General features: G+C 69.9%; 24 protein-coding genes and 2 tRNA genes. 11 read left to right on the top strand and 15 right to left on the bottom strand.

Annotation, left to right across the window (positions count from 1 at the left end):
* Positions 1 to 74 precede the first annotated feature (74 nt).
* Complete coding sequence (locus BMY74_RS38955) at positions 75 to 308, top strand: Lrp/AsnC ligand binding domain-containing protein (RefSeq protein WP_089925682.1); 234 nt, start codon at positions 75 to 77, stop codon at positions 306 to 308.
* A 19-nt stretch (positions 309 to 327) separates the two neighbouring features.
* Positions 328 to 891: a DUF3515 domain-containing protein gene (locus BMY74_RS38950; RefSeq protein WP_245786621.1), complete on the top strand. Its 564-nt coding sequence runs from the start codon at positions 328 to 330 to the stop codon at positions 889 to 891.
* On the opposite strand, the gene BMY74_RS38945 is transcribed toward BMY74_RS38950, so the two are convergent.
* A complete protein-coding gene (locus tag BMY74_RS38945; protein WP_089925677.1) occupies positions 888 to 1,937 on the bottom strand; it encodes a D-alanine--D-alanine ligase family protein in 1,050 nt (349 codons plus the stop codon). The two genes, BMY74_RS38950 and BMY74_RS38945, sit on opposite strands and share 4 nt — an antisense overlap.
* Before the next feature lie 57 nt (positions 1,938 to 1,994).
* On the opposite strand from BMY74_RS38945, the gene BMY74_RS44490 reads away from it, so the two are divergent.
* A complete protein-coding gene (locus BMY74_RS44490; protein WP_177230135.1) occupies positions 1,995 to 2,942 on the top strand; it encodes a GNAT family N-acetyltransferase in 948 nt (315 codons plus the stop codon).
* On the opposite strand, the gene pdxR is transcribed toward BMY74_RS44490, so the two are convergent.
* Entirely contained in the window at positions 2,926 to 4,296 is a 1,371-nt protein-coding gene (gene pdxR / locus BMY74_RS38930; RefSeq protein WP_089925674.1) for a MocR-like pyridoxine biosynthesis transcription factor PdxR, read from the bottom strand. The two genes, BMY74_RS44490 and pdxR, sit on opposite strands and share 17 nt — an antisense overlap.
* 67 nt (positions 4,297 to 4,363) lie before the next feature.
* Here pdxR and BMY74_RS38925 point away from each other — a divergent pair, with 67 nt between their 5' ends.
* Positions 4,364 to 5,008, top strand: a complete 645-nt coding sequence (locus BMY74_RS38925; RefSeq protein ID WP_089925671.1) for a pyridoxamine 5'-phosphate oxidase family protein — start codon at positions 4,364 to 4,366, stop codon at positions 5,006 to 5,008.
* On the opposite strand, the gene BMY74_RS38920 is transcribed toward BMY74_RS38925, so the two are convergent.
* The 4 genes from BMY74_RS38920 to BMY74_RS38905 form a co-directional block, all read right to left on the bottom strand.
* Positions 4,989 to 5,447, bottom strand: coding sequence for a cysteine dioxygenase (locus BMY74_RS38920; RefSeq protein ID WP_089925668.1), 459 nt, complete (start codon positions 5,445 to 5,447; stop codon positions 4,989 to 4,991). The two genes, BMY74_RS38925 and BMY74_RS38920, sit on opposite strands and share 20 nt — an antisense overlap.
* 118 nt (positions 5,448 to 5,565) lie before the next feature.
* Complete coding sequence (locus BMY74_RS38915) at positions 5,566 to 6,636, bottom strand: cystathionine gamma-lyase (protein ID WP_089925665.1); 1,071 nt, start codon at positions 6,634 to 6,636, stop codon at positions 5,566 to 5,568.
* The gene (locus BMY74_RS38910) at positions 6,633 to 7,643 is read right to left on the bottom strand and encodes an NAD(P)H-dependent glycerol-3-phosphate dehydrogenase (protein WP_089925662.1); all 1,011 of its coding nucleotides are present in this window, start codon (positions 7,641 to 7,643) and stop codon (positions 6,633 to 6,635) included. The genes BMY74_RS38915 and BMY74_RS38910 overlap by 4 nt, the downstream gene beginning before the upstream one ends.
* A 3-nt stretch (positions 7,644 to 7,646) precedes the next feature.
* Positions 7,647 to 8,294, bottom strand: coding sequence for a lysophospholipid acyltransferase family protein (locus BMY74_RS38905; RefSeq protein ID WP_089925764.1), 648 nt, complete (start codon positions 8,292 to 8,294; stop codon positions 7,647 to 7,649).
* Between the two features lie 147 nt (positions 8,295 to 8,441).
* On the opposite strand from BMY74_RS38905, the gene cofC reads away from it, so the two are divergent.
* From cofC to BMY74_RS38890, 3 genes are all read left to right on the top strand, one after another.
* Complete coding sequence (cofC, locus tag BMY74_RS38900; RefSeq protein WP_245786620.1) at positions 8,442 to 9,053, top strand: 2-phospho-L-lactate guanylyltransferase; 612 nt, start codon at positions 8,442 to 8,444, stop codon at positions 9,051 to 9,053.
* Between the two features lie 44 nt (positions 9,054 to 9,097).
* On the top strand, positions 9,098 to 10,072 hold the full coding sequence (locus BMY74_RS38895) for a hypothetical protein (RefSeq protein WP_089925659.1): 975 nt from the start codon (positions 9,098 to 9,100) through the stop codon (positions 10,070 to 10,072).
* Between the two features lie 171 nt (positions 10,073 to 10,243).
* Positions 10,244 to 11,410, top strand: a complete 1,167-nt coding sequence (locus BMY74_RS38890; protein WP_089925656.1) for an acyltransferase family protein — start codon at positions 10,244 to 10,246, stop codon at positions 11,408 to 11,410.
* On the opposite strand, the gene BMY74_RS38885 is transcribed toward BMY74_RS38890, so the two are convergent.
* The gene (locus tag BMY74_RS38885) at positions 11,332 to 12,864 is read right to left on the bottom strand and encodes an LVIVD repeat-containing protein (protein ID WP_089925653.1); all 1,533 of its coding nucleotides are present in this window, start codon (positions 12,862 to 12,864) and stop codon (positions 11,332 to 11,334) included. The two genes, BMY74_RS38890 and BMY74_RS38885, sit on opposite strands and share 79 nt — an antisense overlap.
* A 430-nt stretch (positions 12,865 to 13,294) precedes the next feature.
* Here BMY74_RS38885 and BMY74_RS38875 point away from each other — a divergent pair, with 430 nt between their 5' ends.
* Together BMY74_RS38875 and BMY74_RS38870 are read left to right on the top strand one after the other, a co-directional pair.
* The gene (locus BMY74_RS38875) at positions 13,295 to 15,589 is read left to right on the top strand and encodes an RNA degradosome polyphosphate kinase (RefSeq protein ID WP_177230134.1); all 2,295 of its coding nucleotides are present in this window, start codon (positions 13,295 to 13,297) and stop codon (positions 15,587 to 15,589) included.
* On the top strand, positions 15,589 to 16,506 hold the full coding sequence (locus BMY74_RS38870; RefSeq protein WP_245786625.1) for an NUDIX hydrolase: 918 nt from the start codon (positions 15,589 to 15,591) through the stop codon (positions 16,504 to 16,506). The genes BMY74_RS38875 and BMY74_RS38870 overlap by 1 nt, the downstream gene beginning before the upstream one ends.
* 298 nt (positions 16,507 to 16,804) lie before the next feature.
* Here BMY74_RS38870 and BMY74_RS38865 read toward each other — a convergent pair whose 3' ends face one another.
* The 3 genes from BMY74_RS38865 to leuC all read right to left on the bottom strand — a co-directional run bounded on the left by BMY74_RS38865 (position 16,805) and on the right by leuC (position 19,691).
* Positions 16,805 to 17,494 (bottom strand): HU family DNA-binding protein, encoded by a 690-nt coding sequence (locus BMY74_RS38865; RefSeq protein ID WP_089925644.1) that lies wholly within the window; start codon positions 17,492 to 17,494, stop codon positions 16,805 to 16,807.
* A gap of 185 nt (positions 17,495 to 17,679) precedes the next feature.
* Positions 17,680 to 18,282 carry a 3-isopropylmalate dehydratase small subunit gene (gene leuD, locus BMY74_RS38860; RefSeq protein ID WP_089925641.1) on the bottom strand — a complete coding sequence of 201 codons (603 nt, stop codon included), beginning with the start codon at positions 18,280 to 18,282 and terminating at the stop codon, positions 17,680 to 17,682.
* Positions 18,283 to 18,284: 2 nt separating this feature from the next.
* Positions 18,285 to 19,691, bottom strand: a complete 1,407-nt coding sequence (gene leuC, locus BMY74_RS38855) for a 3-isopropylmalate dehydratase large subunit (RefSeq protein ID WP_089925638.1) — start codon at positions 19,689 to 19,691, stop codon at positions 18,285 to 18,287.
* 73 nt (positions 19,692 to 19,764) lie between these two features.
* Here leuC and BMY74_RS38850 point away from each other — a divergent pair, with 73 nt between their 5' ends.
* On the top strand, positions 19,765 to 20,466 hold the full coding sequence (locus BMY74_RS38850) for an IclR family transcriptional regulator (protein WP_177230133.1): 702 nt from the start codon (positions 19,765 to 19,767) through the stop codon (positions 20,464 to 20,466).
* Positions 20,467 to 21,709: 1,243 nt separating this feature from the next.
* On the opposite strand, the gene BMY74_RS38845 is transcribed toward BMY74_RS38850, so the two are convergent.
* The 3 genes from BMY74_RS38845 to BMY74_RS38835 all read right to left on the bottom strand — a co-directional run bounded on the left by BMY74_RS38845 (position 21,710) and on the right by BMY74_RS38835 (position 22,885).
* A tRNA-Glu gene (locus BMY74_RS38845) sits at positions 21,710 to 21,782 on the bottom strand.
* Positions 21,783 to 21,924: 142 nt separating this feature from the next.
* Positions 21,925 to 21,996 (bottom strand) — tRNA-Gln (locus tag BMY74_RS38840).
* Between the two features lie 151 nt (positions 21,997 to 22,147).
* A complete protein-coding gene (locus BMY74_RS38835; protein WP_245786619.1) occupies positions 22,148 to 22,885 on the bottom strand; it encodes an HAD family hydrolase in 738 nt (245 codons plus the stop codon).
* A gap of 382 nt (positions 22,886 to 23,267) precedes the next feature.
* Between BMY74_RS38835 and BMY74_RS38830 the strand changes: the two genes are divergently transcribed.
* Positions 23,268 to 24,524 (top strand): FAD-dependent oxidoreductase, encoded by a 1,257-nt coding sequence (locus tag BMY74_RS38830; RefSeq protein WP_089925631.1) that lies wholly within the window; start codon positions 23,268 to 23,270, stop codon positions 24,522 to 24,524.
* On the opposite strand, the gene BMY74_RS38825 is transcribed toward BMY74_RS38830, so the two are convergent.
* Both BMY74_RS38825 and BMY74_RS38820 read right to left on the bottom strand, forming a co-directional pair.
* On the bottom strand, positions 24,514 to 25,173 hold the full coding sequence (locus tag BMY74_RS38825) for a response regulator transcription factor (protein ID WP_089925628.1): 660 nt from the start codon (positions 25,171 to 25,173) through the stop codon (positions 24,514 to 24,516). The genes BMY74_RS38830 and BMY74_RS38825 overlap by 11 nt on opposite strands.
* A gap of 67 nt (positions 25,174 to 25,240) precedes the next feature.
* Positions 25,241 to 25,999, bottom strand: a complete 759-nt coding sequence (locus BMY74_RS38820; RefSeq protein WP_089925625.1) for a fumarylacetoacetate hydrolase family protein — start codon at positions 25,997 to 25,999, stop codon at positions 25,241 to 25,243.
* Positions 26,000 to 26,004: the final 5 nt, after the last annotated feature.

Raw genomic sequence — 26,004 nt, 5'->3', positions numbered from 1 at the left:
CGGAACCCCAACTGGGGTACGTTGCGTGACACGTTCCTACCTCGACCCAACCTGTCGCGACGAAGGGGCACGCCGTGGTGCATGCATACATCCTCATCCAGACCGAGGTCGGCAAGGCCGCCGCAGTCGCCTCCGAGATCTCCGGGATCGCCGGGGTAGCAACCGCAGAAGACGTCACCGGTCCTTACGACGTCATCGTCCGCGCCGAAGCCGACACCGTCGACCAGCTCGGTCAGCTCGTGGTCGCGCGCATCCAGAACGTCGAGGGGATCACCCGGACCCTGACCTGCCCGGTGGTACATCTCTAGCCCGTGTTGTCATAACCGGGTGACTCAGCAGGAAACCACGTCGGCGTTGTCCCGGCCGCTGATCGCGGCGGTCGGGCTCGCCGTCGTGCTCGCCATCGGTGTCGCCGGCCTCGGGTTGTGGCTGGGCACGGGGAACCAGACAGAGGACGTGCCCGGTCGCACGGGTCCCCTCGCGCTGGTCTCGATCGACGCGCCGGACGCCGGCTCACCGGCGTGCACGACGCTCGTCGAGAAGCTGCCGGTGGGACTGCCGTCCGGGAAGGACATGCTGTCGCGCCGCGAACTCGCTTCGCCCGCTCCCCAGGCCACGGTCGCGTGGGGTGACGCCAAACACGATCCGGTGGTTCTGCGGTGCGGACTGCCGCGGCCGTCCGAGCTGTCGGCGACCTCGCAGCTGCGGGTGATCTCCGACGTGCAGTGGCTCGAGCTGCCCGGCTCGGGCAGCTCCACCTGGGTGATCGTGGACCGCGAGGCGTACGTGGCGCTGACGGTGCCCGACGCGGCGGGCACCGGGCCGTTGCAGGACATCTCCACGACGGTGCGCGACCTGCTGCCTAAGCAGCCGGTCAAGACGGCGCCCTAGCGGAGGCCTGAGCCTCGCGCGATCGCCGTCTCGATCAGCGTGGTGAGCAGCGTCGAGAAGTCGATGCCCGTCGCGTCCCACGCCTTGGGGTACATGGAGATCGGCGTGAAGCCGGGCATCGTGTTGAGCTCGTTGACGATCAGCTCGCCGTCCTCGGTCAGGAAGAAGTCCACCCTGGACAGTCCCTGGCAGTCGAGCGCCTTGAACGCCGTGACGGCGAGCTCGCGCAGGCGCGCGGTGACGTCGTCGTCGAGCTTCGCCGGGATGTCGGCCTCGTAGGAGTCGTTGACGTACTTGGCCTCGAAGTCGTACCAGTCGGCGCCCGTGCCGGTGGGACGCAGCTCGGCGGGCAGCGAGGCCTCGATCCGGCCGTCCGGGAACTCGAGCACCGCGAGTTCGATCTCGCGGGGGTTCGCGACGGCGGCCTCGACGATGACCTTCGGGTCGTGCTGCCGCGCCTCGAAGATCGCGGCGTCCAGGTCGGCCCAGTCGCTGATCTTGGAGATGCCGACGGACGACCCGGCGCGCGACGGCTTCACGAACACCGGCAGGCCGAGGTGCTCGCGCTCGTCGAGCGTCAGCGTCTTCGTGGAACGGTCCAGAGCGACGAACTTGCCGACGTTGAGGCCCTCGGCCTGGAGGATCTTCTTGGCGAAGACCTTGTCCATCGCGGCCGCCGACGCGAACACGCCCGGGCCGACGTAGGGCAGGCCGCCGAGTTCGAGCAGGCCCTGGATCGTGCCGTCCTCGCCCCACGCGCCGTGCAGCAGCGGGAAGACGACGTCGACGTCCTTCAACGCCACGCCCGGCTCGACCGCGGCGACGGTCCGGTTGCGCAGCGTCGGGAGGTTGCCCGCGCCGGCCTCCAGCGCGTTCGGGTCCGTGCCGAGTGCCCACTGCCCCTGCGGCGTGATGCCGACCGGCACCACCTCGAACCGGTCCGCGTCCAGGTAGGGCAGGACGCTCTTGGCGGACTGGCAGGAGACCTCGTGCTCGGAGCTGCGGCCGCCGAAGACCACGGCGACCCTCGTCTTGCGCTGCGTCATGCCGGGGACCCTACCCGTTTGGGCGATTGTCCTTCCCCGCCAGTTAGCCTCGCCCGCGTGCTGGAGATCAAACCGCTCGACCTGGACGACGAGGCCGCGGTCGACGCTTACACGGACGTGCGGCTGGCGGAGGACCCGACGTCGAACCGGGCGTGGGCCATCGCGTCGCTGTGGGAGCCGAACCCCGACTTCAGCGAGGTGGTGCGGCTCGTCGCACGCAGGGACGGCGCGGGTGCGGGCATCACGTCCGCGGGACTGCTCAGCGGGATGAACTCGCGGCTGGCGGTGGGCACGATCACGGTGCACCCGGAGCACCGCCGGCAAGGCGTCGGCACCGCCCTGCTGGAGGCGTTGCTGCCGGAGCTGCGCGCCCGCGGCGTGGACGCGTTCGAAGGGTGGGGCGTCACCAAGGGCAGCGCGGGCGAGCTGTGGGCGTCGGCGCGCGGGTTCCGCCTCGCGGCGTCCAGGACCCTGCAGCGGTTGACGCTCACCGATGCCACCGCGGACGCCACCGCTCCGACCGGCTACCGCCTGGAGCAGTGGATCGGCACGACACCGGAGCACCTGCTGGCGTCGGTGGCCGCCACCAGGCAGTCGATGCACGACTCCCCGGGCACGGACTCCGCGCGGCAGGAACCGGAGTGGACGCCGCAGGAGGTCCGGGCCGACGAGGCCGAGGCCCGTGCGGCCGGTGTCGAGCAACGGGTCGTCGTCGCGGTCGAGGAGACCACCGGTCTCGTCGTGGCGCTGACCGACGTCCCGATCCACGCCGGCGACTCCACCGACACGTTCTGGGGCAGCACCGCGGTCACGCCCGCCCATCGCGGCCGGGGCCTCGGCCTGGCCGTCAAGGCGCACATGGTGCGGTGGCTGCGGGCGGACCGGTCCGAACTCGAACGCGTCGACACCGGAACGGATGCGGCGAACACGCACATGATCCGGGTGAACGAGCGGCTCGGCTTCGTCACGCACCGCGAGGTGGTCGTCGTCAGCCGCCCGTGCTGAGCAACTCGGTCAGCACCGGCAGCGCGGCCACCAACTGCTCGCGCGAGCACGCGCTGTACCCGATCACGAGCCCGTGCAGCTTGGCCCTGTTCACGTAGTGCCGGGCCAGCCCGTCGACCCGCAGACCGCGTTCGAGCGCACGCCTCATCAGGTCCCGTTCCAGTTCGGCGCCGGGCAGCAGCACCACCACGTGCGCGCCCGCGTCGTCGCCGAGCACCTCGATGCCGGCGGCGGCGAACGTGTCGATGATGAGCGCACGCCGTTCGGACAGCTCCCGGCGCAGTTTGCGCAGGTGCCGGCCGAGGTCGCCGGTGCGCGCCAGTTCCACGACGACCCGCTGGCCCGCCGCCGCCGGGCTGGTGCCGGTCAGGTCGCGGTGTTCGAGGACGGTCGTGGCGATGTGCTCGGGCGCGACCATCCAGCCCGCGCCCAGGGTCGGGGTGAGGATCTTGCTCGTGGTGCCGAGGTGGACCACGACGTCCGGGGCCAGTGCGGCGAGGGACGGCAGCGGGGCGACGTCGTAGCGGAGTTCGCCGTCGTAGTCGTCCTCGATGACGAGCCAGCCGTCGCGCCGGGCCCGTTCGACGAGCGCGACCCGTCGTGCCGCGGACATGCGGCCGCCCAGCGGGTACTGGTGCGCGGGTGAGCAGTAGACGGCTTTCACGCCGGCGGGCACGGCCTCGGGGAGCAACCCCTCCGCGTCGACGGCCGCCTGGACCACGTGCAGGCCGTTGGCCTTGAAGACGCCGACGGCCCGTTGGTAGCCGGGTTCCTCGACGGCCACCACGTCGCCGCGCGCCAGCACCGCGACGGCGATCTCGGTCAGCACGGCCGTGGTCCCGCCGGTCGCCAGCACCGGCTCGGCGCTCACGGCGAGGCCGCGGTGGCGCAGCAGGTGTTCGGCGATGGCCTCGCGGTACTCGGGCAGGCCTGCGCGTTCGGCGCGGGAGAGCGGAGGCGCGTCCGCCGCGGCACGCCACGCCCTGCGCCAGGCCGCCCGGTCGAGCCCGCTCGCCCACGGGGCCCCGGTGCCGAGGTCCACGAAGTCGGTGATCACGGGCGCGACGGGCGTGCGCGAGCGTTTGCGCAACGGGCCGGGAGGCGTTGTGGTGACGTAGGTGCCGGAACCGTGCCGACCGGCGATCCAGCCTTCCGCGTGCAACTGTTCGTAGGCGGCGGCGGTGACCGTGCGGGACACTCCGAGTGAGTCGGCCAACGCGCGCGTTGACGGCAGACGGTCGCCCGCGCGCAGACGGCCCTCCGACGCGGCGGAGCGCAGGGCGTCGGCGAGCTGGACGGCGAGCGGTTCGGCGGACTCGCGGTCCAGCGCCACGGGCAGTGCGGTCTCAGCCAAAGTGGCCTTCTCGAATCGGCGGAAAATGGCGCTTCAATAATGCCACTTCCGCCAGCACAGTAGAAGCATGACCACTGACGTGCAGCTCTCCCCCACCCCGCGCAGCACCGTCGTCCGCGGCAAGAAGAGAGCCGTCCAGGACCGCCAGGTGCTTTACGACATCCTCGACGCGGGCATGGTGTGCCACCTCGCCGTGGAGGTCGACGGGGCGCCGTTCCTCATCCCCACCGCGTACGGGCGCGACGGCAACCGCATCTTCCTGCACGGCTCGACGGGCTCGCGGTCCATCCGGAGCATGATCGAGGGCAAGCCGGTGTGCGTCGCGGTCACGCTCGTCGACGGCGTCGTCTACTCGCGGTCGGTCTTCCACCACTCGATGAACTACCGGTCGGCGATCGTCCACGGCACGGCGAAGGTCGCCGAAGACCCGGAGCACGCGCTGAAGGTCATCGTCGAGCACGTCACGCCGGGCAGCTGGGACTACGCGCGGAGCCCCTCCAAGAAGGAGCTCGCGCAGACGGTCGCGCTGGAGATCGACCTGACCGAGGCGAGCGTGAAGGTGCGCGAGGGCGGGCCGGGCGAGGAGCCCTCGGACCTCGAAGCGAACCTCGTGTGGGCAGGGCACATGCCGCTCGTCACGACGTGGGGCGCGCCCGTGCCGCACGAGACGGACAGGGCGATCCCGCCGCACGTCAGCGAACGGGGCCGTTGACCGGGTCGTAGCGGTACGGGGTCATGGCGCGTGTGCCGTGGCGGTAGACGTGGATCGACACGGCCGGATCCACGCCGTCGTTGCGCACCTGGTGCACGTAACCAGGGCCCCACACCCGCGACTGACCGGCGTGCAGCGAGTGCACGACCTGGATCTTCGTGGTGACGACCTCGGTCAGCAGGCCGCTGACGACGGTGAACGCGCCGGAGGTGTGGTCGTGGTCGTGCAGCGACGCGGTCTGCCCGGGGAGCCAGCTCATCAGCCAGATCTCCTGGTCGTCGGTCTTGTCGACCAGCGCCGAGAAGCGCTCCTCCGGGTCGTACCGGAGCAGGTGCTTCCAGCGGTCGCGATCGGTCGCCCACGACAGAGCCACCCGGACGGGGTGCAGCAACGCGGAGTTTTCAGGCAGAACGACGCTGTTCTCGGGAACGGCGAACATCGGGGAGAAGTCCTAACCAGGCGAGTGCGCGAAAAGAGGACGCGGGACTATCGCCAGGTACAACAGCAACACGTGTTGGAGGACATGCCGGGAAGGGTCCCGAAAACGGGACCCCCCGTCAATCCAGTCCCAAGGCGTGGGACACGTCCGCGACCAGGTCGCGCGTGTCCTCGCAGCCGGCAGAGAAGCGCACGAGGCCCTCCGGCACCGGGTCGCCCCACTGCGCGCGCCGGTCCGCCGTCGAGTGCAGGCCGCCGAACGACGTCGCCGCCGACACGAACCGGGACTTCTCGATGAACGCCTCGACCGCGGCCGCGTCGGAGAGCTCGAACGTCAGCACCCCGTTGAACCGCCGCATCTGCTGCGCGGCCAGCAGGTAGGCCGGGTCCTGCTCGGCGCCCGGCCAGCGCAGCCCGGAGACCTTGCCGGACAACGCCTCGTACAGCGCGGCGGCGTTGCGCGCCTGGCGTTCCAGCCGCAGGTCGAGCGTGCCGAGGCCGCGCAGCACGAGCCAGGTCTCGAACGGACCGGGGATCGCGCCGCTCAACGTCCGCGCGTCGCGCAACCGGGTGGCCAGCTCCGGCGACGCGGCGGTGACGTGTCCGAAGAGGACGTCGCTGTGGCCCGCGACCGCCTTGGTGTCCGACGCCACGACGACGTCGGCACCCAGCTCCAGCGGCCGTTGCCCGAGCGGGGTCGCGGTCGTGTTGTCCACGGCCAGCAGCGCGCCCGCCTCGTGCGCCCGCGCGGCCAGTTCCGCGATGTCGCAGATGTCCAGGCCGGGGTTCGACGGCGTTTCGAGCAGGACCAGCTTCACCCCGTCGAAGGACGGGTACGGCCCGGCCGTGGGCGCCTCGACGACCCGCACGTCCATTTCGGACACGAACTTCCGGCTGAGGAAGTACCCGTCCGACGGGAGGACCAGGGTGTCCCCAGTGGACAGAACGGTCCGCAGGAGCGTCGAGATCGCCGCCATCCCCGACGGGAAGACGACGCACTCACCGCCCTCCAGCGAGCCCAGCGCCGTCTCGAGGGACCGCCACGTCGGGTTGCCGGAACGGGCGTAGGTGTCCTGCCCGCCGAGGTGGAAGGCGGACGCGAACACGGGCTGCGCGCCGAACGGGTCGCCCGGGCCGCCCTGGACCGCGTGGACGACGCGCGTGCCGTCACCGAGTTCGTCGGGGCTCACTGGCGCTCGTGCTTCCGGTCGCGGCCGAGCAGCGCGGCACCGAGGTCGCGCACGCTCAGGCCGTCGTGGCAGACCTGGTGGACGCCTTCGGTGATCGGCATGTCGACGCCGTGCGCGTTCGCCAGCTCGCGGATCGACGAGCAGGACTTCACGCCTTCGGCGACCTGCCCGTGCGCGGCCTCCTGCGCCTGCGCGAGGGTGTCGCCCTTGCCGAGCCGTTCGCCGAAGGACCGGTTGCGCGACAACGGCGACGCGCACGTCGCCACGAGGTCGCCCAGCCCGGCGAGACCCGCGAACGTCAGCGGGTCGGCGCCCAGCGCCGCGCCCAGGCGTGCCGTCTCGGCCAGGCCGCGCGTGATGATCGAGGCCATCGTGTTGTCGCCGTACCCCATGCCCGCCGCCATGCCGCACGCCAGCGCGATGACGTTCTTGCACGCCCCGCCCAGCTCGCAGCCGACGACGTCGGTGTTGGTGTACGGGCGGAAGTACGAGTTCGAGCACGCGTGCTGCAGGTCGACCGCGCGGTCGTGGTCCGTGCACGCGATGACCGTCGCGGTCGGCTGACCGACGGCGATCTCCTTGGCCAGGTTCGGCCCGGACACCACGGCGACCTGCGACTCGTCGACGCCGGCGACCTCGCGGATCACCTCGCTCATCCGCTTGAGCGTGCCGAGCTCGACGCCCTTGGACAGCGAGACGAGGGTGGCGTCCGGCGGCAGCAGGTCCTTCCAGCCGGACAGGTTCGCCCGCAACGTCTGCGACGGCACGGCGAGGACGACCGCGTCCGCGCCGTCGAGCGCCTTGGCCGGGTCGGAGGTGGCCGAGAGGTTGGCGGGCAGCGAGATGCCGGGCAGGTAACCGGAGTTCACGCGCGTCCCGGTGATCTCCGAGGCGACCTCCTGGCGCCGCGCCCACAGCACGACCTCGGGGCCGGAGTCCGCGACGACCTTCGCGAAGGCCGTCCCCCACGACCCGGAGCCGAGCACCGCAACACGTTCGATCGCCATGGTTCAGGCCTTCCTCGGTCCGTAGAAGCCTTCTGGCGCCTCCTGCTGCCGGATCTCGGCCAGGTTCGCCTTGACCGCGCCCATCAGCAGGTCGGTGACCTCGCGCAGCAGCGGCAGCGTCTCCTCCTTGCCCCGGTAGGCGGAGAGGTCGACCGGCTCCCCGACGAGGTGCGTGATCGTCTTGCGCGGGAACGGCCGGAACTTCTTCTGGTAGTGGTTGTAGAGGTCCAGGGTGCCCCAGCGGGCGACCGGGATCACGGGGCCGTCGTGCTGCAGGGCGAGGCGGGCGACTCCGGTGCGCGAGTTCGCGGGCCAGCCGTCGGGGTCCTTGGTGATCGTGCCCTCCGGGTAGATCACCACGACCTGGCCGGTCGCCAGCGCCTTGTGCGCCTCGCGCAGGCTCTGCTGGGCGTCCGTGGTGCCCCGGTAGACCGGGATCTGCTTCGCGCCCTTGAGGATGCGGCCCATGACCGGCACGTTCCAGAGGCTGTGCTTCGCGAGGAAGTGCGGGACCCGGTCGTTGCGGTGCACGAACACGGCGTCGTAGCACGGGTCGAGGTGCGAGATGTGGTTCATGACCAGCAGCGCCGCGCCCTGGCGGGGGATCCGGTCCCCGTGCAGGATCCGGTGCCTGCCCAGCACGAACGACATGGGGTAGACGATCGCCGCCGCGACCCCCACCCAGAAGCCGCCCTTCTCCTTGGCCACGTGGCCTCTCCTCACTCCCGGACCTGCACTCACCTGCGCCCTGAGCACAGTAGTCGCCGGATCGTGGACTATGACGAGGTGCGGGATGAAGTGGAACTAGTGGTCCCGGTCAAGACGCTCGACCGGGCCAAGACCAGGCTGACCAGCGCGACCGGTGGCGATCCGGTGTCACACGCGGCGCTGGCGCTCGCGCTCGCCCTCGACACGGTGAGCGCGGCCCTCGCGACCCCCGGCGTCCGCCGCGTGGTGACGATCACATCCGACCCGGCCGTCGCGTCCGAGATGGCCGCGCTGGGCGTCGAGTCGGTCCCCGAACCCGCCGAGCCCGGCCTCAACGCGGCGCTGCGGCACGGCGCGCGCACGCTCCGTTCGTCCCGCATCGGCGCGCTGCAGGCCGACCTGCCCGCTTTGAAGCCCGACGAGTTGCAGGCCGCGCTGGAAGCCGCGGCCGGGCGCCGGGCGTTCGTCCCGGACCGCCAGGGCACGGGCACGACGCTGCTCCTCGCGGCACCCGGCGGCGAGCTCCACCCGAGGTTCGGCATCGGGTCGGCCGGGCACCACCGGCTCTCCGGTGCCGTCGCGCTGCTCGGTCCGTGGCCGTCGCTGCGCTGCGACGTGGACACGGAAGAAGACCTGCGGCTGGCGAACGCGCTCGGCCTCGGCCCCCGCACCGCGAACGCCCTGCCCGCCTGGACAACCTGAGCCGTCGCCACACGTCTACCGGGTGATCACGACTTGGGAGACTGATGCGAGCGCTCATCGCGCTGGCGGCTGTCACGGCCATCGCGGGCTGTGTCGCCGCCTATCCGATCGACCGTCCGTCCGACTACACGGCCGAGAGCAACCTCGGCACGTGCCAGGTGGCGTTGCCCCAGGACTGGAAGGACCGGCTGTCCCGCAACAGGACCGAGGTCGGCTCGCACGAGAAGGTGGTCGTCGTCGCGGCGGACTCCGACGCCGGCACGACGCTGGTGAAGACCACGCGCAACAGGACCACCGAACTGGTGCTGCACGACCACGGCAAGCGGCAGCAGGTGATGGCCGTGCAGAACAACGGGCAGCTCTTCGGCGTCGAGTTCGACGGCCGCTGGGTCACCTTCTCCACGACACCGGGCCCGGCGGACCACACCACCACGACCTACGCGTGGGACTCGCGCGACGACGGCGCGCCCGTGCAGATCGGCGACAGCGGTGCCGTGGTGCACAACGGCAGGGCCGCCTGGTCCGACAGCCTCGGCGTGCACGTCTACGACCTGGCGAAGAAGAAGGACAGGGTCGTCGGCCCCGGCAAGAGGCCGGTTTTCCTCGGTGACGCGGTGCTCTGGCAGCAGGACGGGAGGTTCCGCGCCGAGGGCGCGCTGCCCGATCCGTTGAAGGACGCGAAACCCGGTGACGGCGTGGCGTCCGACGGGCGCACGGTCGTGTGGGCGCAGGGCGAGAAGCTGCGCGCCTGGCGCGAGGGCTGGCCCGAACCGCGTGAGCTGGCGGGGATCAGGACCTCGCCGAAGAACGAGGGCATCGTGTTCCCGCGGGTCAGCGGTGACTTCGTGTCGTGGCAGTCGGGGTCCTCGCACATCACGGACGTCCGCAGCCGCGCGACCGTCCACACGACCGAAGGCTCGTACTGGCTGGAGGTGCACGGCGGGGCGTTGACGCAGCAGGGGTGGCGCGTCGCGGCCGCGGCCCCGCTGGCGGAACTCTCGGCGTTGCCCGCCTGCTGACGCGCTCCCCTTCGTTCCCACCCGCTCCGCGGTTCAGTGACGAACGCCACGAAAATGTTGGTTTGGGCAACGCACAGGGGAACCCCGGCACCTTTACATCCGTATCCCCCTACGCCAGACGACGCATCCCCGACGTCGTCTCCCCGACGCGTTGCCCTGAGGTGTACCTGCATGAGTTCATTGACGCACGCCGACTACCTGGCGTTGCGCCGCTTTCCCGCACTCGACGGCCTGCGCGCCATCGCCGCGGTACTGGTCGTCTTCTTCCACTACGGCGGTCCCGACCGGCTTCAGGGCTGGGTCGGTGTCCAGATGTTCTTCGTCCTCAGCGGATTCCTGATCACCACGCTGATGCTGCGCGAGGAACGCAGGACGGGCCGCATCGCGCTCGGTGAGTTCTACCTGCGCCGGGCCTTCCGGATCCTCCCCGTGTACTTCGTGGTCCTGCTCGTCACGGTCGTGGCGTCCGCGCTCTACGGGACGTTCGTCAGCAACGGCATCGGCCCCGCGCTGAAGTACTTCCTCACGTTCACCAACGAGTTCGCCGGTGCCAGCCCGTACGGGCAGTCGTGGTCGCTGGGCATCGAGCAGAAGTTCTACCTGGTCTGGCCCCTGGTGGCGATCGCGCTGGGCACCGTCGTGCTGCGCCGCCGCGCCGGTGCCGCCGCCCTCGGCATGCTGCTCGCGCTCGGCCTCGTGAACTTCACGACGGAGCACAGCAACCCCGGCTGGCCGTTGCACTACTTCTCGATCCTGACCGGTGTCGTGCTCGCGATCGTGTTGCACAGCCCGCGCGGGTTCGCGTTGCTGCGCCCCCTCACGAACCGGGTCGCGCAGATCGCCGTCGCGCTCGGGTTCACCGGTGTCCACCTGAGCGTGAAGCCGATCGCCGACTTCCTGGACGGGATCGGCGGAATGCCCGGTCACGTCCTGGTCATCCCGGTGTACGCGCTCGCGACGGCGGTGCTGCTGACCGCGATGGTCGCACCGGGACCGGCCACGACGTTGCTGTCCACGAAGCCGATGCAGTTCGTCGGCGAGCGGTCCTACTCGCTGTACCTGGTGCAGACGATCGCCGCGACGATCATCGCGTTCTTCTGGCCCGCCCTGTCCGGTCTCGGTCAGTCCGTGGTGGTCACGGCGGCGGGACTGGTGCTGGCGAGCGTCCTCTACGCGACCGTGGAGATCCCGATGATCGACCTCGGCCGGCGCGTGGTCACCCGCCAGCGCGCGAAGGCCGCCGTCAAGGCGGCCGTCGCTCAGCAGGGTGCGCCGCAGGCTCCTGCGCCGCAGTCCGAGTCGTCGCGGCTCGCGACCATCGGGCAGGCCCAGCCGTAGAACGGGTTCGGGGCGAGCGGCACGGGTTCCCGGTCGCTCTCCCTGGCCAGTTCCCTCGCGTGGTGCGCGGTGAGCGTCACGGGAGTGCCGCTCGCCTGCGCCTCGTAGGCGCCCCGCTCCAGCTGCAGGATCTCGACGCCGCGCGAGATGTCCGCCACGAACACCGTGCCGCGGTGCCAGTACGGCGCCCACGAAGTAGCGGTGTCCGGCCGCCAGTACCCGATCTGGATCGGCCTGGCGGGGTTGGAGATGTCGAGGAAGCGGGTGCCCTGGTTGTACCAGGAGTAGGCCACGATCCTCTTCTGCACGTCGAAGTAGTGCGCGGAGCACGTGACGTCGCCGGGGATCGTGCCCTCCTGGTCGTCGGGGCTCCAGATGCCGACGGTCTTCATCTCCTTCGGCGTCTCACCCCAGCCCTCACCGCCGTGCGTGCCCTGCAACGACGAGATGACGAACCGGCCCTCGGTCTTGCAGGTGGGCGAGCCGAACGCCTCCTCGGTGTGCAGGAGCAGGCTTCCCGGCGGGTTCTCCCGCGTGGGCAGCGGGCCGTCGAGCAGCGTGCGGCCGACCGGGCGGAACGAGTTGTGCGTGAACGAGGTCGGCATGTCGGCCTTCGGCACCGCGCCGCCCGCGTACGGGACGGGGTCCCACGCCTTGGCCTCGCGGTACTTCCCGGTCAACGGGTCCCGGTGCCAGCCCTGCGTCCAGTAGCCGCGGGTGCCGTCGTCGCCCGCCACCCAGGCGATGCCCTGGGCGTCGACCTGGACGTCGTGCGTGATCTTGCCTTCGCCCGCCTTGCCGCGGACGTCCACGTCGTGCGGCAGTTCCCTGGGCGTCTTCGGATCGCGGATGTCCGTGACGAAGATCCGCCCGGTCTTGGCGTCCGACCGGTCGAGCCCGGCCGTCCAGAGGAACTGGCAGTCGTTGACGCAGGTGCTGGTGTGACCGGTGTTCTGCCTGTGGAAGCTGAGGATTTTGAGGTCGGCGGGGTCCACAGCGGACACGATGTAGTTGCCGGTCGGGCGGTCGCCGGGCAGCGCGCGGCCGAACGAGTTGACCTCGCGCGCCAGGAACGCGAGCTTGCGCTTGGGGTCGACGTTGATGTCCTCGTTCTCCCAGAAGCGCTTGGTCGGGTCGTCGCCCGGCAGCGCCATCTCCTCCTTCGTGAGGTGGTCGAGGAGCTTGGGCCTGTCGAGATCGGTGACGTCGAACGTCTTCAACCCGGTCTCCATGCTCACGAACGCCACGTCGCGCTTGCCGTACTGGGCGAACGCGATCGAGATGGCTCGTTCGGTACCGGGAAGTGAGGCTTTCAGCCGGACGTTCTTGGCCGCCGCCTGCAGTCGTGGTTTGTCCACCTTCGGAGTCGTGGGTTCGGCGGAAGCCGCCGAAGCCAGGCCTGCCGTGGTGAAGGCCAACAGGGTCGCCGCGGTGATCGTGGCAATAACCTTCATGGATCGACCCTGGCAGTGCGCCCGGAGAACCGTGTAGGCCCGAACGTCTGATGCCGGGCACCCGTGCCGCGGCAGCCGGCCTTCGCCGCGTGTTCGACGCTCAGCGGGCCACCTCGCGACCGTCTGAACGCCGAACACGGGGGCGAAGGCCAGCTGCCGCAGCACTAGGCTTCTGCTCCGTGCAGGCGACTGTGTCTACTTTTAACAGCGACGGTTCCGCGACCGTCCTCCGAGATGACGGCGTCCTCGTCGACGTGAGCGCGGAGGCCGTCACGGCGGGTGGCTGGCGAATGCTGCGTCCGGGCCAGCGGGTGACCCTCGAACGTAGTCCTGACGGAGCCGTTACGGCTCTTCGCATGCCTGTTCTGTGACGAGGAGTTCACCAGACGGTCGTTCTGGTTGGGGGCGCCCGCGCCGATTCTGAGACACAATGCGTGACGTGAGCACGGACGACAACGACGGCAAGGCGACCCCCTCCCGACGCCGCTCGACGGGCGGCAAGGCAGCGGCCACCCCGCGTGCGGCGACGCCGAAGAGGCAGCCCCGAGCGGCGACCAGGCGAGCGTCCAACCCGCGGAGGAAGGCGGAGCCACCCCAGGGGCCGGTCGCCGCTCCCACGCGAGGGGTGCCCTCGGCCCCGCCCGCGGTGACGCCGAGTCCGCTGCCCACGGACCTCCCGGACGACCGGTACTTCAACCGTGAACTGTCCTGGTTGGACTTCAACGCCCGCGTGCTCGCCCTGGCCGAGGACTCCTCGCAGCCGTTGCTGGAGCGCGCGAAGTTCCTCGCGATCTTCGCCTCGAACCTCGACGAGTTCTACATGGTCCGGGTCGCCGGCCTGAAGCGGCGCGCGGAGACCGGGCTCACGGTGCGCAGCGCGGACGGGCTCACGCCGCTCGAGCAGCTCGTGGCGATCTCCAAGCGCTCGCAGGAACTCGTGGAGCAGCACGCCCGCGCGTTCCTCGACCACATCAGGCCCGGCCTGGAAGAGCACCGGATCAGCATCGTGACGTGGGGCGACCTCACGGACTACGACCGGCTGAGGCTCTCCAACTACTTCAGCGAGCAGGTCTTCCCGGTCCTCACGCCGCTCGCGGTCGACCCGGCGCACCCGTTCCCGTACATCTCGGGGCTGTCGCTGAACCTCGCGGTGACCGTGCGGGACCCCGAGGGCGGCGGCGAGCGCTTCGCCCGCGTGAAGGTGCCGGACAACGTGCCGCGCCTGGTTCGCGTGGAGGCGGACCGGTCGTCCTCGTCCGCGACCTTCCTGCCGCTGGAGGAACTCATCGCCGCGCACCTCGGCGAGCTGTTCACCGGCATGGAGGTCATCGAGTGCCACGCGTTCCGCGTCACGCGCAACGCGGACCTCGAGGTCGAGGAGGACCGCGACGAGGACCTGTTGCAGGCGCTCGAACGCGAGCTCGCGCGGCGCCGGTTCGGTCCGCCGGTGCGCCTGGAGGTCGCCGACGACATGACCGAGCACATGCTCGAACTGTTGTTGCGGGAGATGGACGTCGACCCGCACGACGTCGTGACGGTGCCCGGCCTGCTCGACCTGTCGTGCCTGTGGCAGCTCTACGGCATCGACCGCAAGACGTTGAAGGACCCGGCGTTCGTGCCGGCGACGCACCCGGCGTTCGGGGAGCGCGAGACGCCGAAGAGCGTGTTCGCGACGCTGCGCGAGGGCGACGTCCTCGTGCACCACCCGTACGACTCGTTCTCCACGTCGGTGCAGCGCTTCATCGAACAGGCCGCGGCCGACCCGCACGTGCTCGCCATCAAGCAGACGCTGTACCGCACCTCCGGTGACTCGCCCATCGTGGACGCGCTGATCGACGCGGCCGAGGCCGGCAAGCAGGTCGTGGCGCTGGTGGAGATCAAGGCCCGGTTCGACGAGCAGGCGAACATCAAGTGGGCGCGCACGCTGGAGAAGGCGGGCGTGCACGTCGTCTACGGCCTGGTGGGCCTGAAGACGCACTGCAAGACGTCGTTGGTGGTGCGCCAGGAGGGTTCGACGATCCGGCGCTACTGCCACATCGGCACCGGCAACTACAACCCGAAGACCGCGCGGCTCTACGAGGACGTCGGCATCCTCACCGCCGAACCGACGATCGGCGCGGACCTCACGGACCTCTTCAACGTCCTCACGGGCTACGCGCGCCAGGACGAGTACCGCTCGCTCCTCGTCGCCCCCTACGGCGTCCGCAAGGGCATCGTGGACCGGATCAACGACGAGATCGAGCGCGCGCAGGCGGGTGAGCCCTCGGGTGTGCGGATCAAGGTGAACTCGCTCGTCGACGAGCAGGTCATCGACGCGCTGTACCGGGCGTCGCAGGCGGGCGTGCCCGTGGACGTGGTCGTGCGCGGCATCTGCGGTCTGAAGCCGGGCATCAAGGGGCTGTCGGAGAACATCCGGGTCCGGTCGATCCTCGGCCGGTTCCTGGAGCACTCGCGGGTCTTCCACTTCGTCGCGTCCGGCGAGTACTGGATCGGCAGCGCGGACATGATGCACCGCAACCTGGACCGCCGCGTCGAGGTGGCCGTGCGCGTGGCCGACCCGCGCCTGACCAAGCAGCTGGGCGACATGTTCGACTCCGCGCTCGACCCGCACACGCGCTGCTGGGTGCTGCGTTCTGACGGAGAATGGGAACCCTCGCCCTCGGACGGCACGTCCGTGCGGGACCATCAGATGGAACTGCTGCACAAGCACGGAGCTCTTGGGTGATCAAAGCTGCTGGGGCGGTGCTCTGGCGTGATGCCGGCGGAAACGTCGAAGTCGCGGTCGTGCACCGCCAGCGTTATGACGACTGGTCCCTGCCGAAGGGCAAACTCGACCAGGGCGAGACGATTCCCGCCTGCGCGGTGCGCGAGATCGAGGAGGAAACAGGCTTCTCGTGCGTTCTCGGCCGCCACCTGAGCCAGGTCTCCTATTCGGTGAAGGGCGTGCCGAAGACCGTCGACTACTACGCCGCCGAAGCCGTTTCCGGTTCTTTCGCGGCCAACGAGGAGGTCGACGAACTGCGGTGGCTGCCGGTCACCGAGGCGTCGGCCCTGCTCACCTACGCACCGGACCGCGAGGTGCTCGACGAGTTCGCCCGCCTGCCCGCGGACCTGCTGCTGGTCCTGCTGGTGCGGCACGCGAAGGCGGGTAAACGTTCCGAGTGGGACGACGACGATGACCTGCGCCCGCTCTCGGACGCCGGCTGGCGCCAGGCCGCGGCGCTGCGCGCCCTGCTGCCCCTGTGGGCACCCGTGCGCGTCCACACGGCGCCCAGGGTGCGTTGTGTGGACACCGTGCGGGGCGTGGCCGAGGACCTGGGCGTGGACGTCGTCCAGGAGCACCGGCTGTCGGAGGAGGGCTACTGGCCCGACCCGGACGCCGGTCTCGTGCGCCTGCTGGAGGTGGCCGCTCTCGAAGGCCGTGCCGTCGTCTCCTCGCAGGGCGGCGTGATCCCGTCCGTCGTGCAGTCGCTGGCCGAAATGGGCGGGCTGAGGCTCGACGAGATCCCCTGCAAGAAGGGCAGCACGTGGGTGCTGGCCTTCACCAGGCCGTTCGGCACGTGGTCCACTTCGGACTCGCCTTCGCGCTGGCCAACGCTGGTGTCGGCGCATTACCTGGCCTCGGCACTCCCCCGTCCCTGAGGCTCTCCACCGCCGTTCTCCGCCGCCGTCTCCCGGCCCCGATGAAAGTTCGCCTCTGGCAACCAAATCGGCCGGGAAGGCGGCGGTTTCGCTTGTGCCGGGCGTTGTTCCGAGCCGGGCAGGGGCTATTCGCAGGCGCGCTTGCGTTATTTCTATTGGGGCAACGGACGACCGACTTCCCCGGCGAACTCGCCGCCGCTGTGGAGCAGCGGCCAACAAACACGAAAGCCCCGGTGTGCGCACACCGGGGCCTTCCGCGTGGTTCTGAAGTGACGCAGCCTCCCTCAGGAGGCCCGTCTCACTTCTTCTTGGCAGCCGTCTTGCGAGCAGCCGGCTTCGCAGCCGCGGTCTTCGCGGCGGGCTTGGCAGCGGCGGTCGTCTTGGCGGCGGCCGTCGTCTTGGCAGCAGCCGGCTTGGCAGCGGCCGTGGCGCGCTTGGCAGGAGCCTTCGCGGCAGCCGTCTTGGTGGCGGCGGCCTTGGTGGCGGTCGCCTTCGCGGGCGCCTTGGCAGCAGCGGTCTTCGTCGCGGCGGCCGTGGTGGTGGTGCGACGGGTCGCGGGCGCCTTGGTGGCGGCCGCGGCCGTGCGGGTGCGCGTCGTGGTCGCGCGGGTCGTCGCGGCCTTCGTCGCCGGAGCCTTGGTGGCCGCGGGCTTCGCGGCGGCAGCGGCGGCGGGCTTGGCGGCGGCCTTGGCGGCAACGGCCTTCGGCAGCTTCTTCGCACCGCTGATGACGTCCTTGAACGTCGAGCCGGGGCGGAACGCGGGCACGTTGGTCTTCTTGACCTTCACGGTCTCGCCCGTGCGCGGGTTGCGCGCGGTGCGAGCCGCACGGGCACGCTTCTCGAAGACGCCGAAGCCCGTGATGTTGACCTTCTCGCCCTTGTTGACGCTCCGCACGATGACATCGACGATGCCGTCAACAGCAGCACCCGCGGTCTTCTTGTCTCCCAGGCGCTCGGCGAGCGCCTCGATGAGCTGGGCCTTGTTCACCTTCAGTCCCTCCCAGGACGCTCACGGCCCTAGCGTCGGGCCGACTAGAACGCAACGGTAGGCCCAAATCGCGAGAAATACCAATCGCCACGCCAAAATTTTCGTTGTGGCGTGGCTAATTGCGCCCCTTCGAGGGACAGGAGGCGCCGGATTCGCCCCTCTCAAGGGGAGAATCCGGCCCCCTCTCAGACCGCCGGAAGCGGATCCGTTGTGGGCAGCCAAGTCTGGCGATTGCCCTCGAAATCGCTGATCTCGGCCTCGTGGCGCAGCGTCAAAGCGATGTCGTCGAGGCCTTCGAGAAGGCGCCAGCGGGTGTAGTCGTCGATCTCGAAGGGGGCTACCAAGTCCTTGGCGCGAACGGTCTTGTCGGTGAGGTCGACGGTGACCGGCGTGCCGGGCTCGGACTCCAGCAGTTTCCACAGCAGCTCGACATCGGACTGGCTGCACTGCGCCGCGACGAGACCCTGCTTGCCCGCGTTGCCCCGGAAGATGTCCGCGAACCGGGACGAGACGACGACGCGGAAGCCGTAGTCCATCAACGCCCAGACGGCGTGTTCCCGAGAGGACCCGGTGCCGAAGTCGGGGCCCGCGACGAGGACGCTGCCCGCCCTGAAGGGCTCCTGGTTGAGGATGAAGTGCTCGTCACCGCGCCAGGCGGCGAAGAGCCCGTCCTCGAACCCGCTGCGGGTCACGCGCTTGAGGTAGACGGCCGGGATGATCTGGTCGGTGTCCACGTTGGACCTGCGCAGCGGCACACCGACACCGGTGTGGGTGGTGAAGGCTTCCATGGTCAGTTCTCCAGGTCTGCGGGGGCCGACAGGGTGCCGCGCACGGCCGTGGCGGCGGCGACGAGCGGGGACACGAGGTGGGTCCTGCCGCCCTTGCCCTGCCTGCCCTCGAAGTTGCGGTTGGAGGTCGAGGCGCTGCGCTCGCCGGGGGCGAGCTGATCCGGGTTCATGCCAAGGCACATCGAGCAGCCGGCCTGCCGCCACTCAGCGCCCGCGTCGAGGAACACCTTGTCCAGGCCCTCGTCCTCGGCCTGCTTGCGCACCCGCATCGAACCGGGGACGACCAGCATCCGTACTCCTGAAGCGACGTGCTTGCCCTTGATGACGTCCGCCGCGGCGCGCAGGTCCTCGATGCGCCCGTTGGTGCAGGAGCCGAGGAACACCGTGTCCACGCGGATGTCGCGCAGCGGCGTGCCGGGCTCGAGGCCCATGTACGTCAGCGCCTTCTCGGCGGCCACGCGCTCGTTCTCGTCCGCGATCTTCCCGGGGTCGGGGACGTTCGCCCCCAGAGGCAGGCCCTGGCCGGGGTTCGTGCCCCACGTGACGAACGGCGTGAGCTCGTCGGCGTCGATCGTCACCTCGGCGTCGAAGGTCGCGTCGTCGTCGGTGCGCAGCGTCTTCCAGTACTCGACGGCCTTGTCCCAGTCCGCGCCGGACGGAGCGTGGTCACGCCCCGAGATGTAGTCGAAAGTCGTGTCGTCCGGTGCGATCATGCCCGCGCGGGCACCCGCCTCGATCGACATGTTGCAGACCGTCATGCGCGCTTCCATCGACAGCGCCTCGATGGCCTCGCCGCGGTACTCGAGCACGTAGCCCTGCCCGCCGCCGGTGCCGATCTTCGCGATGACCGCGAGGATGATGTCCTTCGCCGTGACGCCCTCGCCGAGCGAGCCGGTGACGTTGATGGCCATCGTCTTGAACGGGCGCAAGGGCAACGTCTGCGTCGCCATGACGTGCTCCACCTCGGACGTGCCGATGCCGAAGGCCAGCGCGCCGAACGCACCGTGGGTGCTCGTGTGGCTGTCGCCGCACACCACGGTCATACCGGGCTGCGTGAGGCCGAGCTGCGGGCCCACGACGTGGACGATGCCCTGCTCGAAGTCGCCCATCGGGTGCAGCCGCACCCCGAACTCCGCGCAGTTGCGGCGGAGCGTCTCGACCTGCGTGCGCGACACGAGGTCGGCGATCGGCTTGTCGATGTCGACGGTCGGAACGTTGTGATCCTCGGTGGCGATCGTCAGATCGGGCCTGCGCAGCTTGCGGTTGGCAAGGCGGAGCCCGTCGAACGCCTGGGGGCTGGTGACTTCGTGGAGCAGGTGGAGGTCGATGTAGAGCAGGTCCGGCTCCGCACCACTTCCGTGGCGCACAACGTGTGCCTCCCACACCTTCTCCGCGAGCGTGCGGCTCATCGCGACATCTCCCACAGTATGGACGCGCCGACAGATCTGGACTTCTCACTGCTTGGGAAGTTAGTATCGGCTTGTGGGACAGCATAGCGGGATCGGCGTGCTGGACAAGGCAGTGGCCGTGTTGAACGCCGTAGCAAAAGATCCTTGTGGCTTGGCCGAGTTGTGCAACCGCACCGGCCTCCCCCGAGCGACAGCGCACCGCCTCGCCGTAGGCCTGGAGGTGCACAGGTTGCTGCGCCGAGGCTCCGACGGCCGCTGGCGCCCCGGCGCCGCTCTCGCGGAACTCGCCGGCGGCGCCACGGACCCGTTGCTGGACGCGGCCTCCTCGGTCCTGCCACGCCTGCGCGACATCACCGGCGAAAGCGTGCAGCTCTACCGCCGCGACGGCATGCAAAGGGTCTGCGTCTCCTCGGCAGAACCCCCATCGGGCCTGCGCGACACGGTTCCCATCGGCGCGAGGCTCCCCATGACAGCGGGCTCGGGCGCCAAAGTCCTTGCCGCGTGGTCAGACCCAGGCACCCAACGCGCCGTCCTGGCCGACGCCGTCTACGGCGAACGCACCCTCCTCGAAGTGCGCCGCCGAGGCTGGGCACAAAGCGTGGCGGAACGAGAGCCGGGCGTCGCCTCGGTCTCCGCCCCGGTACGCGACTCCACAGGCGCAGTAGTGGCAGCAGTCTCAGTCTCAGGCCCCATCGACCGCATGGGCCGCCGCCCAGGCGCCCGCTGGGCAGCAGACCTACTGGCAGCAGCCGAGGCCCTGCAAAGCCGCCTCTAAAGCACCAACGCCACACCCGGCCGCCTTCCCCAAAGGGAGGGCGGCCGTTCTGCTTCCCACCCCCGACACGCCGCCCACCAACGCCCGACACGCACCCCGCGTCTCAACAGGTGACCACCGGGGAGGGAGGTGAGTGGCGACGAACAGAGGGACGGAACGGCCACCGCAGATGGAGGTGAGACGGGCCGGGGCGGAAGGAAGTTGGCGCGGTGGGTGAGGCGCGGTGGGTGAGGCGCGGTGGGTGAGGCGCGGTGGGTGAAGCGAGGTGGGTGAAGCGAGGTGGGGTGGGCGCGGGGGTGAGGCGCAGCGGGGCAAGGCATGCCGGGGCCGGGTGTGGCAGGCGAGGCGAGGTGTGGCGAGGCGCGGAGGGGCAGGGCAGACCGGGGCGGGGCAGGCCGAGGCGGGTGTGGCGAGGCGCAGAGGGCGGAGAAGTGAGAGGCGGCGGGACAGGCCGGCGCGGACAGGCCGGCGCGGACAGGCCGGCGCGGGCAGGGCGGCCGGGCAGGGCGGCCGGGCAGGCCGCGGCGAGGCGGGCAGGCCGCGGCGAGGCGGGCAGGCCGCGGCAGGGCGGGGCAGGACGGGCTGGGGCAGAAGTTGGCGTAGGCGCGGCGGGGCAGAAGTTGGCGTAGGCGCGGCGGGGGCAGAAGCGGGCCGAGCCGGGGGAAGTCGGAAAGGCGGGGCCGGAGGGAAGGCGAAGTGGAAAAGAGCGGGAGGGCGAGCGGGCAGGAGGGCGGGCCGGACGGGGCTGGACAGGACGAGCGAGTAGGGAAGCAGGCGGAGTTGGGAGGTGGAGCGCAGCCGGAAGGGCAGGGCGAGCGAGCCAGGGAGTGATGCACGGTGAGGCGCGCCGCACAGCAGTGGGCGGAGCAGGAAGGAGGCGGAGCGAAATCTGGCGGGCGCAGGGCCAGGGGCGCGTTGCGTGAGAGCACGACGGGATGGCCGAGCAAAAGAAGGCCGCACCGGAAGAGCCAGCGCAGCGGAAGCCCAACAAAAGCGAGACCGGCGCCACAAAGATTGGGACCGCTGAGGCGAAGCCGAAGCAGGCTCAAATGCCTTAAGAGGCGAGCATCACATAAGCGACCTCAACAATGCCCCACCCCACCGAGCGAAGCGAAGGGCAACACCCACGCCGGGGGTCCGGGGGCGGCAGCCCGCCGGCTGGGGGTCTGGGGGCTCGGCCCCCAGAGGACAAAGCGAAAGAGGCCTGTCAGCGCTTTCCGCTGACAGGCCTCTCACACCTCTGTAGCCCCGAAGGGATTCGAACCCTCGCTACCGCCTTGAGAGGGCGGCGTCCTAGGCCGCTAGACGACGGGGCCCTAGAACTTCTTGCTGGAGTGAACCTTATCAGATCTCTCTGTCCGGTCCAAATCCGGCTATTCAGTTCTTTTCTTACGCACTGCGGGTCTTACATTTTCAGCAGCTCCGGAAGCTTACCCGAGGGCAGTTCTTCCGTTGCAGCTGGGGTACCAGGACTCGAACCTAGACTAACTGAACCAGAATCAGTCGTGCTGCCAATTACACCATACCCCATTGGCTTTCACGATCGACTTCGTTGTCCCGCAGGGAGTTCCGAGGTCCTCGTTGCTGCCGTGAGAAATACTAGACCACGTCCCCGCCAGAAGTGAAATCGGCCCCCACCTAAGCGCAAACGCGCAGGTGAGGGCCGGTCTCCGGGCTCGTCTCAGGCGTGGGCCGTGGAGAGCTCGCACACGAGGAGCTCCGGCAGTTCCGCCAGGGTCTCGATGGACGACAGGCCCGCGGGCAGCGTGCCGCCGGTCGGGCCCACGCGGTTGATCCAGACGCCGTGCATTCCCGCGTCGCGCGCGCCGATGGCGTCGGCGTGCAGGCGGTCGCCCACGTGGACGGTGTCGCCGGGCGGTACGCCCAGGGCGAGGCACGCGGTGTGGAAGATCACGCGGTCCGGCTTGGCGCAGCCCACCTCGCCGGCGATCAGCACGGCGTCGAAGTACTCGGCGAGGCCGAGCTGGGCGATCTTCATGCGCTGGTGGCGGCCCGACGCGTTGCTGATCGCGGCGATCGGGAGGCCCGTGGCGCGCAGCCAGTCGAGCATCGGGATGGCGTCCGGGAACAGGCACCAGCTCGACGACAGGACCTCCTGGCGGCCCAGCTCGCGGCGGGTGGCCTCGCCGAGGGACAGGTCCTCGCCGAGCGCGGCGAAGAACGCCTGGGTGCGGATGTTGCGCATCTGCTCGTACTGCAGCTCGCCGGCGAGCTGGCGGGAGACGTGGTCGTCGGTGATCCGCTGCCACAACGACCAGGCGTCGGCGTTACCGACCATCGAGGCCAACGCGGCTCGCGAAGAAGAGCTGTAGTCGACAAGTGTGTCGTCGACGTCCAGGCACACAGCGCGGATCTCGCCGGTTCTCTTACGCGTGAAAGTCGGGGACGCAGTTGTCACCCCGGAAGGTTAGGTGCGAGGGGCCCTCGTCCGATTCGGCTAACGAGGTGATTCCTATAGGTCCTTGCACGATCAAGCCGACCTTGAGGCCCCGAACGAACCAGTCAGACTGGTCCGAGCGCCGGATGCAATCACCCGGTCGAGTGTTGTTCGACTACGTGACGAGCGCCGCTCCAGCCGGGCGTTCCGCGGGCGCGACACCGTAGCTCGCACAACGACATTTCGCACCAGCCGCAACCTTTTCGAGGCCTGGCCCACCAGACAGTCCACAGTGGACCGACGCTGGAACGAGAGCCAGGCCACCGCGAACACAGCTTGACGCACTTGGCGATCAGGAGCATGCTGGCCTTAATTCAACATGAGTTGAAAAGAGGGGATCACCATGGAGAGGACAACCTGTCTCGTCGTCGGCGGCGGGCCTGCCGGGATGGTGCTGGGGCTGCTGCTGGCGCGCGGCGGCGTCGAGGTCACGGTGCTGGAGAAGCACGGCGACTTCCTGCGCGACTTCCGCGGCGACACGGTGCACGCGTCGACTCTTACGCTGCTGGACGAACTGGGGCTCGGTCCGGCTTTCGCGCAGGTGCCGCACCAGGACGTCGACAAGATCGAGGCGCTGCTCGACGGCGGCGCCAAGGCCACGATCGCCGACCTGTCGCGGCTGCCCGGCCCGAACAAGCGCATCGCGATGGTGCCGCAGTGGGACTTCCTCGACCTGCTGGCGGACGCGGGCAGGGCGGAGCCGTCGTTCACGTTGCGGATGAACACCGAGGTCACCGAGATCACCAAGAGCGGCAACAGGGTCACGGGCGTGAAGTACCGGGACCGCGTCGACGGGCACGAGGGTGAGTTCGCGGCCGACCTGGTCGTCGCGGCGGACGGGCGGAGCTCGATCCTGCGCGCCGCCGTGCAACTCCCGGTCTACAGCTTCGGCGCGCCGATGGACGTGTGGTGGTTCCGCCTGCCGCGCAAGGAGACCGACGACGTGAAGGGCGGCGCCGGCAGGTTCAGCTCCGGCAGCGGGCTCGTCCTCATTCCACGCGGCGAGTACTTCCAGTGCGCGTTCCTCATTCGCAAGGGGACGGACCAGGCGGTGCGCGCCGAGGGCGTCGAGAAGTTCCGCGAACGCGTCGTCACGCTCGTCCCGTGGCTCGCGGACAGGGTCGGCCACCTCGAGGACCTCGACGAGGTGAAGCTGCTCGACGTGAAGCTGGACCGGTTGCGCCAGTGGCACGTCGACGGACTGTTGTGCATCGGTGACGCGGCGCACGCGATGTCGCCGGTTGGCGGGGTGGGCATCAACCTGGCCGTCCAGGACGCGGTCGCGGCGGCAACGCTTCTGGCGAAGCCGTTGCGGGAGGGCCGGGTCACGCCCGCGGTGCTCGCGAAGGTGCGCGGGCGCAGGCTCTTCCCGACCGTGCTGATCCAGACCGTGCAGCGGGTGATCCACCGGCTGTTCCTCGGGCGGAAGCTCAACAGCACCGAGACGGTCTCCAGCACGGGCATGCCGCTGCCGCTCAAGCTCGCGCAGAAGCTGCCGTTCCTGCAGGCGGTTCCGGCCTACGTGGTCGCGATCGGCCCGCGCCCCGAGCACGCGCCGGACTTCGCGCGGAGGGACCCGCAGACCGTCGTCAGGTCGTGACGAACGCCTCGGCGGACTCGCCGAGCACCATCGCCACGGCGTGGGCGCGGTCACGGGCACCCAGCTTGCGCAGGATCGCCTTCACGTGGGTCTTCACGGTGTCGTTGCTGATGAAGAGCCGCTGGGCGATGCGCGCGTTGTCCATGCCCTTCGCCATCTCGGCCAGCACGTCGAACTCGCGCGCCGACAGCCGGCCGAGCGCGGCGGGCGGGGGCATCCGCGCAGGCAGACGCGCCAGCGACCCCACCCGCGCGTCGATCGTGGCGGGAGCACCGCGCACGGCGGCCGCGATCAACGGCAGCAGCTCGGCCACCGGAGAGGTCTTCAGCAGGTAGGCCACCGCGCCGGCGTCGAGCGCCGCGCGGGCCCAGCTCGGACTGTCCGCATTGGACAACACGACGACTCGGGCGCCCGGCCGGTACTGCGCCGTGTCCCGCACGGTGCGCAGCGGCCCGGCGCCCGGCACGTCGAAGTCCGTGACGACCAGGTCCACCAACGTGCCGCGCAGACTGCGCGCAGCGTCGGCCACGGTGTGAGCGATACCCACAACGCGGAAGCAGTGCGTGCGGTGCAGCGAGATCCGCAGCCCCTCGGTGATGAGCTGCGAACCGTCGACCAGCAACACACGGGTGGACGCCTGGTCCGTCATGACACCGGGAAGTTACTCGCGGGTACCCGGGTGCGTAAGCCGCCAGGTGCCGGATTGCTCCGTACGGCTACCTATTTGCGACCGGATTGGTGAGCGTGCCGAGGCCGTCCACAGTCACGGACACCGTCTGTCCGGCCGCCAGCGGCCCGACACCGGCCGGAGTTCCCGTCAGGATCAGGTCGCCCGGCAACAGCGTCATGATTCCCGACACGTACTCCACGAGCGACGGAATGTCGTGCACCATCAACGAAGTACGTCCGTCTTGTTTGACCTCACCGTCGACCTCGGTGACGACGCGCACGTCCGACGGGTCGAACTGGGTCTCGATGAACGGACCCAGCGGGCAGAACGTGTCAAAACCCTTGGCACGCGTGAACTGCACGTCCTTCTTCTGCAGGTCGCGCGCCGTCACGTCGTTGGCGATCGTGTAACCCATGATCACGCTGGTGGCCTTGGCCCGCGGCACGTCGCGGCACGGCTGGCCGATGATGACGGCCACCTCGCCCTCGAAGTCGACGCGCTCGGACACGGCCGGGAGCTTGATCTCCACGTTCGGGCCGATCACCGACGTGTTGGGCTTGAAGAACAGCAACGGCTCCGCGGGGACCTCGTTGCCGAGCTCCTTCGCGTGGTCCGCGTAGTTCCGCCCCACGCCGATGATCTTGGTCGGCAGGATGGGCGCGAGCAGCCGCACGTCGGCCAGCGGCCACTTGCGGCCGGTGAACGTGGGCGTGCCGAAGGGGTGTTCGGCGATCTCTGCGGCTTCGTCGCCCTGGACCTCGACGAAAGCCACACCTGCGGGATGAGCAATTCGGGCAATGCGCACGACCC

Source organism: Lentzea albida, assembly GCF_900111005.1.
GTDB classification, from domain to species: domain Bacteria; phylum Actinomycetota; class Actinomycetes; order Mycobacteriales; family Pseudonocardiaceae; genus Lentzea; species Lentzea albida.
Note: the sequence above shows the minus strand (reverse complement) of the source record. Positions and strands in the feature narration are given on the sequence as shown.